The sequence below is a fragment of the Paraburkholderia sp. SUR17 genome (assembly GCF_029536165.1).
Lineage (GTDB): Bacteria > Pseudomonadota > Gammaproteobacteria > Burkholderiales > Burkholderiaceae > Paraburkholderia > Paraburkholderia kururiensis.
The window spans coordinates 2,909,319-2,922,125 of the sequence record NZ_CP120509.1; the positions used below are offsets into that span (position 1 = coordinate 2,909,319).

The following is a 12,807-nucleotide window of genomic DNA, read 5'->3' on the forward strand; positions in this document are numbered from 1 at the left end:
CGATGTCTTTACCGTGCTCAGCGTGTCGCGCGTTGTTCCAGCGCCGGTTGCGGAGGCTGGTCGGGCTGGTCGGGCTGGTCGGGTTGGTCCGCTTCGTCCGCGAGCCAGCCATAGCCCTTGCGCTCCAGTTCCAGTGCAAGCTCGCGCGTGCCCGACTTCACGATGCGGCCGCGAGAAAGCACATGCACGTAGTCGGGCACGACGTAGTCGAGCAGCCGCTGATAGTGCGTCACGAGCACCATGGCACGATCCGGACTACGCAGCGCGTTGACGCCGCGTGCCACGAGCTGGAGCGCGTCGATGTCGAGGCCCGAATCGGTCTCGTCCAGAATCGCGAGCTTGGGCTCCAGCACCGCCATCTGGAGCATTTCGTTGCGCTTCTTCTCGCCGCCCGAAAAGCCCTCGTTGACGGCGCGATACAGCAGGCTTTCGTCCATCTGCATCAGCGCCATCTTCGCCTTGACGATCTGAAGGAATTCCATCGCGTCGAGTTCGGGCTCGCCGCGATGCCGGCGCTGCGCGTTCAACGCGGCCTTGAGCAGATACACGTTGCTCACACCCGGAATTTCCACGGGATACTGAAACGCGAGAAAGAGCCCTTCGCGTGCGCGCTCTTCGGGCGCAAGCGCAAGCAGATCGTGGCCGGCGTATTGCACCTCGCCGCCCGTCACCACGTACTGCTCCCGCCCCGCCAGCACATGAGCGAGCGTGCTCTTGCCTGAGCCGTTCGGGCCCATGATGGCGTGCACTTCGCCTGCCTTCACCTGCAGATCGAGACCACGCAGAATCGGCTTGCCTTCCACTTCAACGCTGAGATTGCTGATGTCGAGCATGATGTTTTCCATCCCATTTAACCGACGCTGCCTTCCAGGCTCACGCCGAGCAGCTTCTGCGCTTCCACGGCGAATTCCATCGGCAGTTCCTTGAACACTTCCTTGCAGAAACCGTTGACGATCATCGACACGGCATCTTCAGCCGACAAACCACGCTGCCGGCAGTAGAAGAGCTGGTCTTCGCCGATGCGCGACGTCGATGCCTCGTGCTCCACCTTCGCCGTGGGGTTCTTCACCTCGATGTAGGGAAACGTGTGCGCGGCACAGCGATCGCCCAGCAGCAGCGAGTCGCACTGCGTGTAGTTGCGCGCGTTCTCCGCCGCACGGCCCACCTTCACAAGCCCGCGATACGCGTTCTTGCCGCGCCCCGCCGAGATGCCTTTCGAGACGATCGTGCTGCGCGTGTTGCGGCCCAAGTGGATCATCTTCGTGCCCGTATCGGCCTGCTGATAATGGTTGGTCAGCGCCACTGAATAGAACTCGCCCACCGAGTTGTCCCCACGCAGGATCACGCTCGGGTACTTCCACGTAATGGCCGAACCCGTTTCCACCTGTGTCCACGAAATCTTCGCGTTGGCCTCGCGACAGTCGCCGCGCTTCGTCACGAAGTTGTAGATGCCGCCGCGTCCGTTCTCGTCGCCCGGGTACCAGTTCTGCACCGTCGAATAGCGAATCTGCGCGCCTTCCAGCGCCACCAGTTCCACTACCGCGGCATGCAGCTGGTTCTCGTCGCGCATGGGCGCCGTGCAGCCTTCCAGGTAGCTCACATACGAACCCTTGTCCGCAATGATCAGCGTGCGCTCGAATTGCCCCGTATTGCGCGCGTTGATGCGGAAGTACGTGGAAAGCTCCATCGGGCAACGCACGCCGGGCGGGATGTAGCAGAACGAGCCGTCGCTGAACACCGCCGAATTCAAGGCGGCGAAGAAGTTGTCCGTGTGCGGCACCACGGTTCCCAGGTACTTGCGCACCAGATCCGGATGTTCCTGCACGGCCTCTGAAAACGAACAGAACACGATGCCCAGTTCACCGAGCTTCTTGCGAAACGTGGTGGCAACGGAAACGCTGTCGAACACGGCATCCACGGCAACGCCCGCGAGAATTTCGCGCTCTGCGAGCGGCACGCCCAGCTTCTCGTACGTGCGCAGCAATTCCGGGTCCACCTCGTCGAGGCTCCTGGGCCGGTCTTTCGATTCCGCTCCGCCCACAGGCGCCGAGTAATACGCGATGTCCTGATAGTCGATGGGTGCGTGCTGCACCGTCGCCCAGTGCGGCTCGGTCATGGTGAGCCAATGCCGATAGGCCGCAAGGCGCCATTCGAGCATGAACGCGGGCTCGTTCTTGCGGGCCGAAATCAGGTGAATTACGTCTTCGGAAAGACCTCGCGGCAGCGTGTCGGACTGCACGTCGGTGACGAAGCCGTGCTCGTATTCGCGCCGGATCAGATCGTCGATTCTCGTGGTGACGGTACTCATGCCAGTTCTCCGCTCGGTTCTTGCTGCGCTATTTCTGCTGTGTCCGGGCCGCTGCCTCGCGCGGCGCTCCTGCCGCGATACGGGCCGTGCGTGAAGTCACGACTGGCGCGACTGACGCGACGGACGGCGACTTCGGCACGCTGCGCGCGCGAATCGCGCTGATATCCACGGCACGCAACGCGGGGCCGGCCATATCGGCAAGCGACACCTGCCGCAGCGCCTCGAATATCACGCGATTGATGCGTTGCCAGTTCGCACGCGCCCCGCACATGGCCTCCTGCTCGCACTGCCCCGGCATGGCGCTGCATTCCGTCATGCCGAACGGGCCATCCACGGCGGTGATGATGTCCGCAAGCGTGATGCGCTGTGCCGCGTACGGCAGCAAATAGCCACCGCTTACGCCGCGCAGCGAAATCGCCATGCCGCCGCGCGCCAGAATCTTCATGACCTTCGATACGGTGGGCGCCGGAATGCCGCTCGCGGCAGCGAGACTGGCGGCGCTCTGTATCGTGTCCGGGTCGCGCGCCATCACGGTCATCATGACGGTGGCGTAGTCCGCCAGCTTGCTCATTCGCAGCATTGAAATGCCTCCGCAAACACGTGCACAAACACGTAAGAATTCGGACTAAACCAGTCCTGTTTAAAGGGTTATTGATCCGCGCTGTAAAGCGGAATAGCCCCTACGTCATGGTGGAATTGATGCGTGCGGGCGCATAGCGACATGCGCCGCGACAACGGAATTCATTCTAGACCCGTATGCAAAACCCTGTTACATGCATGGGTCTTGCCACGGGTGGGCGCGAGTCGTGAAAACGTGCGAAGGCTTAGTCCGGCCTGTCAGTCAGAATCTGCACGTTAATGGTGTGGTTCTTCCAGTAGATGTTCTGGACGCGTTCCTGGAGCAGGCGCAGCGCCTCGTGCGACAGATCGCCGAACGTGATGAGCGCAGACGGCATGTTGCCCGAGCCGCTGAGACGTTCTATCGCAGTGAAAGGGGGAAAGCCGTAGCGTTGCAGGAATTCGGAGATTTCCTCGTCCGGCACGCTGTCTTCGACGTTACTGAGCAGGATTTCGGCCATGATGTGTCCCTCTTGTACGCCCGGCGCTCGCGGTGTTGCGCAAGCGTGTGGTGGAAGTGTGCGGTCATGATGGACGGCACGGACCGTGCAGTCAATTGCGTGCGCCTTCGTGGCTGATTTGTGCGTTCGCCGGTGCGTCGACTTGTCGCGCGAAGGGCGGCTCTTCACGTCGCGCGATTGCGCGCCCCGCGGCGCGAAGCGGCAACACGGCGGTCAAGACGTGCAGTGCTAGACTCGACGTCCCACCGGCCGAAGCCACGGAGCCACGGAGGAGACCTCATGCAAGCGCTCAATCCCTATTTGCTGTTCGACGGCAACTGTGCGCAGGCGCTGCGCTTCTACCAGCACACGCTGGGCGGCGAACTCGAGGCGATGATGACCTACGCCGACGCGCCCGATACCGCCGACTGCGAGAACTTCGCACCCGGCACGAGCGAGCGCATCATGCATGCGCGCCTCGTGCTGCACGGCGGCGCCGTTCTGATGGCGTCGGACTGCCCTGTCGGTTATCCCTACGACGGCATGAAGGGTTTTCATCTCTCGCTCACGTACGCCACCGTCGCGCAAGCCCAGCACGTGTTTGCTGCGCTCGCGGAAAACGGCAACGCAATCATGCCGCTGCAAAAGACGTTCTGGGCCGAAGTGTTCGGCATGGTGGTGGATCGATTCGGCGCGCCGTGGATGATCGCGGGCGACGTCGTACAAGGCTAGCCAGGAGCCCAACGAATGACGCATAACATCGAAGACCGCAAGCGGTGGCTCGCACTGCTCGTACTCTGCCTCGGCGTGCTGATGATCGTGCTGGACAGCACCATCGTGAACGTGGCGCTGCCTTCCATCGCTGCGGACCTGGGCTTCACCGAGACCTCGCTCGTGTGGGTGGTGAACGCCTACATGCTCACGTTCGGCGGGTTCCTGCTGCTAGGCGGCAGGCTGGGCGACCTCTACGGACACCGCCGGCTCTTTCTCGGCGGCATCACGTTGTTCACGCTCGCGTCGCTTGCGTGCGGCATTGCCAACTCTCAAACGATGCTCGTCTGCGCGCGCGCCGTGCAGGGGCTGGGCGGCGCGGTGGTATCCGCCGTGTCGCTCTCGCTCATCATGAATCTTTTCACCGAGCCAGGCGAGCGCGCGAAAGCGATGGGCGTGTATGGCTTCGTGTGCGCGGGTGGCGGCAGCATCGGCGTGCTGCTCGGTGGTCTGCTCACGAACGTACTCAGTTGGCACTGGATCTTTCTGGTGAATCTGCCCATCGGTATCGCCGTCTATGCGCTGTGTCTCACGTTGATTCCCGCAGGTCGCGGGCACGCGCATGGCGAGCGTCTGGACGTGAGTGGCGCGGTGACGGTGACGGCTGCGTTGATGCTTGCCGTCTACGCCATCGTCAACGGCAACGAAGCGGGCTGGACTTCGACGCAGACGCTCGGTCTGCTCGGCGCCGCCGTGGTGCTGCTTGCGGCGTTTCTCGTCATCGAGTCGCGCGTGCAGCATCCGCTCATGCCGCTCGGCCTGTTCCGGCTGCGCAGCATCGCGGTGGCCAATGTGGTGGGCGTGATGTGGGCCGCGGCCATGTTCGCGTGGTTCTTCATTTCGGCGCTGTATCTGCAGCGCGTGCTCAACTACCGCCCGCTCGGCGTGGGCCTTGCGTTCCTGCCAGCCAATCTCATCATGGGCGGCTTTTCACTGGGGCTTTCCGCGCGCATCGTGATGCGCTTCGGCATTCGCGCCCCGCTCGCGGCAGGGTTGCTACTGGCCGCCGCGGGTTTGCTGCTGTTCGCCCGCGCGCCTGCAGACGGCCACTTCGTCATGGACGTGCTGCCCGGCATGATGCTGCTCGGCTTCGGCGCGGGCATCGCGTTCAACCCCGTGCTGCTCGCCGCCATGAGCGAAGTGAAGCCCACCGAATCGGGCCTTGCATCCGGCATGGTGAATACCGCGTTCATGATGGGCGGCGCATTGGGACTCGCGATACTCGCGAGCCTGGCGGCCGCGCGCACGTCGTCGCTTGCGCAAGCGGGTGCCGACACTACGACAGCGCTGAACGGCGGCTATCACGTTGCGTTCATGTTCGGCGGCGCGCTGGCCGCGGCGGCAGCGCTGATCGGCGCCACGCTGCTCAAGCGCACCATGCAGCCGCCCGCGCACGACGACGCGCAAGCGTCGCATCAGCATTCCGAAGCGGGAAGTGAAGCACCGAACGCGTGACGGGCTGCATCGGTGAGGCTCGCGTAGAACCCGCAACCTGTCACATCAACGCGCAAGCGCCGGCCTCAACTGCGTCGTCGCTTGCGCTTGCCGTCCTGCCTCAAGGCTGCGCGTTCGTGTAGTCCGGATTCAGATGAATCCTGTCGCGGATGTTCGCGATGGAGCCGATCCCCTGCGGGTGATCGATCACATCGTCGGCGTCTTCCACCGAAACCCAGCCCACGATTGCCGAATTCGGAATGTGGGTCACGTTGACCTCGCCGCCCGTTTCGTCGGTGTTCTTGTAGCCGTTTTCCATGGTGATGCCGGCCATGTCGTAGGCATGTTCGTTGGGCGGAAGCCGGCGCGTGTCGACGATATAGACGTACCCGTCGCGCTGGCCGCTGTTGCAGTAGGGCAGCGCATGTTCGATCTGCTTCGCGGTGGACACGCCCGACTGCCCCGTGGCGCCCTTGCCCGCAGCAAGACCCTGCGCTTCGAGGCGATTGGCGGGCACGTTCAGGTCGTTGCGGCTGCGAAACCCACCGTCGGTTCTGATCTGCTGCGGCGTGCGCGAATCGCCGCGGAAAACCAGGCCTTGAAACTCGAAGAGCCGGTTCTGATCGGCGAGCAGATCGGAACGGCCGGTCTCCACAACCGTCCCCACTGGCCGGCCGCCTGTGACGAACCGATGCAGGTCGTCGCGCGTGTGGATCGTGGTGTCGGCAGGCGGCTGCGTCCGGGTGCTCGATACGGTGCTCGCCGACGAGGACGAGGATGAGGACGAAGCAGAAGTCGAGCGGCTCAACATGGAACTGCTGGCGGTACTCGCCGCCGGCGACATACCCAGGTCCGCGAAAACACTCCGCGTGAAAGCGCCCTCTTCCTCCAGCGCGGGCATCGGCACCTCAGGCGCGTTCGGCGATACGCGCGTTCTGAGCCGCTCCGCGTCGCCGCCGTGCAGCGCGAACGTGCGGCCCGTTTGCCCGTCGTAGCAGAGCACGGCCGCCACCGGCGCGCGAGGATTGTCGCGGCCCGCGCCCACGCGTTCGGCCTGCCCCTGTCCCGACGCATTCACGATCTTCACCGTCGCGCCCGGCTTGCCGAACACCTGCCCCGCAATGCGCACAATCGCGTCGCGATGCTGCGTGACGTCGACGTGCGCGCCCGGCTGCCCCTGCGTGACCTCTGCGATCACGCGGCGCCGTGCGTCCATCACCTTGCGCTGCATCGCGCTGGACGACGAATCGGTCTTGCCCGACATGTGCTGATACAGCGCGTGCAGCATGGAATCGAGACCCGGCGTGCCGGCGTTGTCGATCACGTTGATGCCCGCGCCCTCCAGGTTGTGCCGCCACGTGAGCGGCTCGCGCGCGTCGGCTTCGTGTTGCGGCATGTGGTCCACCGCCTGCGATGCCGCGTCGCGCCCGCCCTGGTCGAGCATCTGTGTGGAAAAGCGGCGCCGCAGGTTCTCGCCGAAGAGGTGACCCTCCAGCCACGTCGCCGCATCTTTCTTGCCCATGCCTTGCAGCTGCGAGATTTCCGTTTCGCTGAAGCGAAAATCGCGCAGCATGTTGCGCGCGGCGATGGCACGGTCGCCGCCGCCGAACAGATCGGCAGTGAAAAGCCGCGTGGCAAACGACGGATTGTCGCGCGCGAAACGCTGTTGCAGATCGCGCGCGATGTCTTGCGCAGGCTCGCCTTCGTAGCGTGCCTTGTTCTCGAGGCCCACGTCCACTATCGCGGTGCCTGACGAAAGCTGGTGCGCGAGCGTATCGATGCCCGCAGCCGGGTTGTACGAAACGTCGTCGACAAGGTGCTTCTTCAGCGCCTCGAATGTGGCGTCCGGCTCGGACATGTGATTGATTGCGGCAAGCGTGCCGTTTCCGCCCGCCGCGGCTTCGTTGGCAATGAAGTGCAGCGCGTTCTGCTGGTGCCCATCCGTACCCAGCCCCGCGCTTTCTTCGGACAGCACGCGCAGCGCGATCAGCACGTTTGCCTCCGAGTTCTTTTCCGCGAGAAACGCGCGCGCCTCGGCGCCCTTGCCGTCGCGCTCCAGCGTCTGCACTTTGCGGATATCGCCGTCGCTGAGCTTGAGTTCGTCGCGCAGGAACTGCTGCGGGTGACGCAAGCGGCTCGTCTGCGCCCCGCCCGTCACGATGCGTTCATGCACCTGCGGCAACGCGCGCAGCAAAGCCTCTTCGCGCATCGCGGCGTTCACGGGTTTCGCGTTCTGCGAGTTGATTTCACCCACCACGCCGCGCCGCCCCGCATAGGCGAGATAGAACGGGCTCAGCACCGCGCGCGTCGCGCTGATGCCCGCGGCAGCGCCAGGGTTCACCGCGAGTTCGGCCACGCCCGCAGCCGCGTTGACCACGCCGTAGCCCACCTGAATCTTCGCGTGGCGCTTTTCTTCCTTGAGCGTGCTGAGCGTGTTGTCCTGATGCGCAAGAATGTGCGCGCGCATCGTATCGACGGGTGCCGGTTGAAGGTGCGTGCGGCCTGTCTGCAACGGCAGCACCTTCTGGTTGTAGCGCACCTTCATCGCATCCAGGCGGTCCAGACTCGCGCCGCCCGCGAACTGCTTGATGAGCGCGGCGCGAATGTCGGAGCGCTGATGCTTCGTGGTGGGCAGCGTGGCGTCGCTCTTCCAGAAGCGCCACGAGCCGAAATGCAGCGTGGATTGCAGACGAGTCTTCTCCTCTGGCGACAGCGCCTTATAGCGCGCAACGAACGCGGCCTGCTGCCCCGATGCCGCGATCGCCTTCAGCGTATTCGGGCTGAACTGGCTCGCATCGATGCCGGCGTCTTGCATGGTTCGCTGAAGCGCGGCCACGTCGGGCGATGTCTTCGCGCCCAACGCCTCGCTGCGCACGGTCTTGAGTTCATCGAAAAGCGCGGCCGTGCGGCCCGGCCGCACTTCTTTGGAGATGAACGCGTCGATCACTTCTTCGCGCGCGGCGCGGCGCATGCTGGCCGTGTTCAGGTTCGTGGTGCGCCCCATGTTGAGCACTTTCATCGCAATCTGCTCGCCGGGAAAGTGCAGCACTTTCGCGAGGCGCTGCTGACCGATCGCGCCCAGCGCCGCGAAGTTATCGACGAAGCGTTGCACCTCGGCATCGCTGCGCGTGCGCAGAATCGAATAGACGTTGGGACTGAGATGCCCTGACGCAAAGGCGTCGTCCAGCCTGCGCATGGCTTCGCTTTGCGAGTCCGTGCGCGCACTGGGCGGATTGAGCACCGACGAGCGCAGTGCCTGCGTGCGGTCCACGCCGCGGTCCACCTTCGCGCTTTGCAGCGCGCCCGTTGCGAGATACATGGCGCCCGACGGAATGGCGAGCGCGCCGTCTGCCGTTACGGAGGCCGCCTTGTCGCCGTACATCGAGTGGCCCGGGTGCGCCGCCGTATAGATGCGCCCGGCAAGCCCCGCGGACCCCAAGCCGACGTCGCGAATCGCGCCGGGCGTGGCGCGCGCCAGATTGCCGCGCGCCTGGTTGAGCGCCGTGGACGCGTCGCGTCCCTCCACGCTGCCGGGCGTTTCGGACTTCGCCTTCTTGCTGGCGTCTGCGAGCTTGAACGCCTTGTTGCCGAAGCCCACCGCGGTGGCCGCGACGTCGAGCGCCGAAGGCAGCATGCCGATACCGTTCGTCGCCGCGGATGCCGCCGAGGTGGCGTGATTCGCGCCGCTGAACGTGCTGGCAAGCCCCGAGCCCGCGCCGATCGCGTTGCTCGCCGCCCATAGCTCGTAGCCGGCGGCGGCCGTGGGCGCGAGCACGGGGTCGGTCTTGGCAAGGCCGTTGCGCGTGGCATCCACCGCTTTGCCGCCCACTCGCTTTGCGCCGTTTGCCAGCGCGCCGAGCGTCGAGTGATTGGCCGCCGTGGTGGGCTGCGTGGCCGGCGTGGGTTGGGGAGTGGGTTGGGCGTTCGCGTTCCGGCCATTCACGGGCGCGTTGCCCGTCGTGTGGCCAGCGTTTGCGTCATCGGTGACAGTCGGGTTGTGATGACCCGTGGAACCGGTGATGGGCGTCGACATTGCTCGCTCTCCTGCAAGGCGAGGTCCGGCGCAGGCCGGACCAGCGGGCGCCCGAAACGGCGCCTGACCTTGCAGTACAGCGCAACGTAAAAGACAAACTATTGCGGGGCCGGAACTTGCGTCGCGTCACGCGAAGCTGGCAGGGAATCTGGCCCGCGCTCGCTCATCAGAACATCTGCCGCAGACCCACTGCCGCGCCGACGTTGTTGGTGCGGCCGATGCGATCCACATTGCCGGTGGCCGGATTGGTCACGCCCGGGTAGTCGGCGGCGAAGGCGCCCGTGCCCCGTGCGAAGTCCACCGTGCCATACACTTCGGTGCGCTTCGAGAGCGAGTATTCGGCCAGCATCGTGGCGGAATAGTTGACGCCCGAGCCCAGCGTGCCGTCCAGGCGTTCGGCATTGCGCGCGTGACCGTAATAGCCGGCCACGGTGATCAGCAGCGGCGGCGTGGCGCGCCAGTTGGCGCCAACGTAAAACGTGTCGTCGATGCGGTTCGGGCTGTGGCCGTTCAAGGTCGGCGCGCCGGCTTGCTGCATGTTGCCGTCCGTCGTGCCGGTCTTGTCCTGACCGTGCAGCCAGCCGGCGAGGAGCCGCACCGTGGAGGTGATCTGATACGCGCTGCTCACGTGCAGGAAGTTGACCTTCGCGCCGTTGATCGCGCTGCCGTTCGCCGAGGACACCGAAGACTGCTGGAAGCCTGCGTTGAGCGACGCGGGGCCGTGCGCGTACGTCAATTCGACGCCATACGTGCTGTCGAGGCCCATCGCGCCGGCGTGATTGCCGAAGCCATAGATAGCGTCGACGGAGAGGCCGTTGTACGAGGCCGTGTACTTCACCGAGTTCGGCACGGTCAGGTAGTTACCGATGCCGTTGTACGCCCAGCTGTCTTGCCAGTAGTCGCCCACCGTCATCGGGTCGAAGATGTCGCCCATGGTGTCGTAGAGCGGCGCGTACTGGTTACCGAACGTGAGCGCGCCGTAGCGTGTGCTCGACAGACCCACGTAGGCTTGCCGGCTGAACAGCGTGTTCGCCACGTGCAGCCTTCCGTCGCCCAGTTCGAAGCCGTTCTCGAGACGGAAGATGGCCGACAGGCCGCCGCCCAGGTCTTCGGTGCCGCGCAGTCCCCAACGGCTGTGAGTTTCGGGGCCAACCGTCATGCCGATCAGATCTTTGCCATCGGGACCGGCATTGGTCTGATAGCGAATGGCCGTATCGACGAGGCCGTACAACGTGACAGAACTTTGTGCAAACGCCGACGACGCGGCCACCGTGAACAGCGTACCGACACCCGCTGAAATAGCGATTTTCTTCATAAGTTTGATCCCCTAAGCAACTGATTTTCTTCGCGGCTCAACAGCTTGTACATTTGCCGACTGATACCACGGCCGCGAGCATAGTCGGCCAATTCGACGGGTCATATTGCTGGATCTGGATGGGACCTTTGCAGAATCGGCGAGAATCGCGTCACGATGCCGCACGGGCCGCTCCGGTCGGTACGCGGGCCGATGGGTGGTCCGTTGGATGGGCCAGCCGGTCCGAACCAACGTGTGGGCAAAAACCGACAAACCGAGGTGGAAGATGACGACGCGATACGTGGCGCTGCTGCGCGCTGTGAATGTCGGCGGTACGGGCAAGCTGCCGATGTCCGACTTGCGGGCGATCTGCGAATCCGTTGGCTTGACCAACGTGCGCACCTACATTGCGAGCGGCAACGTGGTGTTCGAAAGCCGGCTTGCGGAAGCGGCGGTGAAGGCGCGAATAGAAAGCGGGCTGCAAGCTTATGCCGGCAAGCCGGTGGGTGTGCTGATCCGCACCGGCCCGGAACTGATGGCCGTGCTGGCCGGGAACCCGTTCAAAGCGGCTGCCCCGAACCGGACCGTGGCGATCTTCCTCGATGCCCCGCCGGCCGCGGACGCGCTGTCACGGGTAACCGGCCAGCAGGACGAAGAGATCGCGCTCGGCACGCGCGAGATCTTCGTGCACTACGGCAGCGGCATGGCGCGCTCGAAGCTGAAAATTCCGGCTGCGAGCGCGGGAACGGCGCGCAACATGAACACGATAGAAACACTGGCGACGTGGGCGACCGAATAACTCGCGAAGTCGCCCATGTCTTGCGCGATGCCGCCGCTCAACCTTCGCGGAACAGGAAGCTGTAGGCATTGAGCGCCGGCACGCCGCCCAGGTGCGCATAAAGCACCTTCGACCCTGCCGGGAATTCGCCGTTTCGCACGCGCTCGATCATGCCGTGCATCGATTTGCCCTCGTAGACAGGGTCGGTCAGCATGCCTTCCATGCGCGCGCACAGCCGGATCGCCTCCAGCGTGCCTTCGTTCGGCAGCCCGTATTCAGGACCGCCGAAGCGCTCGTCGAGCACCACGTCGCGTTCGGTGATATCGCGGCCCAGGTCCACGGCTTCAGCCGTTTGCTTCGCGATACGCGTGATCTGTTCGCGCGTTTTCTCCGGTTTCGCCGAAGCGTCGATGCCGATCACGCGGTCCGCGCGGCCGTCCGCTGCGAAGCCCACGACCATGCCCGCCTGCGTGCTGCCCGTTACCGAACACACCACCACGTAGTCGAACTTGAAGCCCAGTTCGGCTTCCTGCTGACGCACTTCCTCGGCAAAGCCCACGAAACCGAGCCCGCCTAGCGGATGGTCCGAGCAGCCCGCGGGAATCGCGTAAGGCTTGCCGCCCGCGGCGCGCACGCTCTCCAGCGCGTCTTCCCAACTGCGCCGAAAGCCGATGTCGAAGCCGTCCGGCACGAGCCGCACGTCGGCGCCCATGATGCGCGACATCTGGATGTTGCCGACGCGGTCATATACGGCGTCGTAGTAGTTCACCCAGTTTTCCTGCACGAGCACGCACTTCATGCCCAGATGCGCGGCGACCGCCGCCACCTGGCGCGTCTGGTTCGACTGGATGCCGCCGATGGAAACGAGCGTGTCGCAGCCCTGCGCCAGCGCTTCGGGAATCAGATATTCGAGCTTGCGGGTCTTGTTGCCGCCGAACGCAAGGCCGCTGTTGCAGTCTTCGCGCTTGGCGTACAGCTCGACCTTGCCGCCCAGATGGTCGGATAGCCGCTTGAGCGGCTGGATCGGCGTGGGGCCGAACGTGAGCGGATAGCGGGGGAAGCGCTTGAGGTTCATCGCGAGGCTCCAATGCGTAAGCGAGTGATGACGAGTGAGGAAGGGGATGCGTGTGA

10 protein-coding genes are annotated in these 12,807 nt (G+C 64.6%); 3 read left to right on the forward strand and 7 right to left on the reverse strand.

What is annotated here, in order from left to right; all coding sequences use genetic code 11:
* Window positions 1-17: 17 nt before the first annotated feature.
* From sufC to P2869_RS30210, 4 genes are all read right to left on the reverse strand, one after another.
* Entirely contained in the window at window positions 18-833 is an 816-nt protein-coding gene (sufC, locus tag P2869_RS30195; protein WP_051061976.1) for a Fe-S cluster assembly ATPase SufC, read from the reverse strand.
* 17 nt (window positions 834-850) lie between these two features.
* Window positions 851-2,308 (reverse strand): Fe-S cluster assembly protein SufB, encoded by a 1,458-nt coding sequence (gene sufB / locus P2869_RS30200; protein ID WP_277598910.1) that lies wholly within the window; start codon window positions 2,306-2,308, stop codon window positions 851-853.
* 28 nt (window positions 2,309-2,336) lie between these two features.
* Window positions 2,337-2,888: an SUF system Fe-S cluster assembly regulator gene (locus P2869_RS30205; protein ID WP_277598911.1), complete on the reverse strand. Its 552-nt coding sequence runs from the start codon at window positions 2,886-2,888 to the stop codon at window positions 2,337-2,339.
* A gap of 244 nt (window positions 2,889-3,132) precedes the next feature.
* On the reverse strand, window positions 3,133-3,387 hold the full coding sequence (locus P2869_RS30210) for a hypothetical protein (RefSeq protein ID WP_017774005.1): 255 nt from the start codon (window positions 3,385-3,387) through the stop codon (window positions 3,133-3,135).
* A 279-nt stretch (window positions 3,388-3,666) separates the two neighbouring features.
* On the opposite strand from P2869_RS30210, the gene P2869_RS30215 reads away from it, so the two are divergent.
* Window positions 3,667-4,098, forward strand: coding sequence for a VOC family protein (locus tag P2869_RS30215; RefSeq protein WP_126875432.1), 432 nt, complete (start codon window positions 3,667-3,669; stop codon window positions 4,096-4,098).
* 15 nt (window positions 4,099-4,113) lie between these two features.
* The gene (locus P2869_RS30220) at window positions 4,114-5,592 is read left to right on the forward strand and encodes a DHA2 family efflux MFS transporter permease subunit (protein WP_277598912.1); all 1,479 of its coding nucleotides are present in this window, start codon (window positions 4,114-4,116) and stop codon (window positions 5,590-5,592) included.
* Window positions 5,593-5,692: 100 nt separating this feature from the next.
* On the opposite strand, the gene P2869_RS30225 is transcribed toward P2869_RS30220, so the two are convergent.
* Both P2869_RS30225 and P2869_RS30230 read right to left on the reverse strand, forming a co-directional pair.
* Entirely contained in the window at window positions 5,693-9,604 is a 3,912-nt protein-coding gene (locus tag P2869_RS30225) for an enterotoxin A family protein (RefSeq protein ID WP_277598913.1), read from the reverse strand.
* Between the two features lie 166 nt (window positions 9,605-9,770).
* Window positions 9,771-10,919 carry a porin gene (locus P2869_RS30230; protein WP_277598914.1) on the reverse strand — a complete coding sequence of 383 codons (1,149 nt, stop codon included), beginning with the start codon at window positions 10,917-10,919 and terminating at the stop codon, window positions 9,771-9,773.
* Between the two features lie 265 nt (window positions 10,920-11,184).
* Between P2869_RS30230 and P2869_RS30235 the strand changes: the two genes are divergently transcribed.
* Complete coding sequence (locus P2869_RS30235; protein WP_277598915.1) at window positions 11,185-11,697, forward strand: DUF1697 domain-containing protein; 513 nt, start codon at window positions 11,185-11,187, stop codon at window positions 11,695-11,697.
* 37 nt (window positions 11,698-11,734) lie between these two features.
* On the opposite strand, the gene P2869_RS30240 is transcribed toward P2869_RS30235, so the two are convergent.
* Window positions 11,735-12,751 (reverse strand): 1-aminocyclopropane-1-carboxylate deaminase, encoded by a 1,017-nt coding sequence (locus P2869_RS30240; RefSeq protein ID WP_017774012.1) that lies wholly within the window; start codon window positions 12,749-12,751, stop codon window positions 11,735-11,737.
* Window positions 12,752-12,807: the final 56 nt, after the last annotated feature.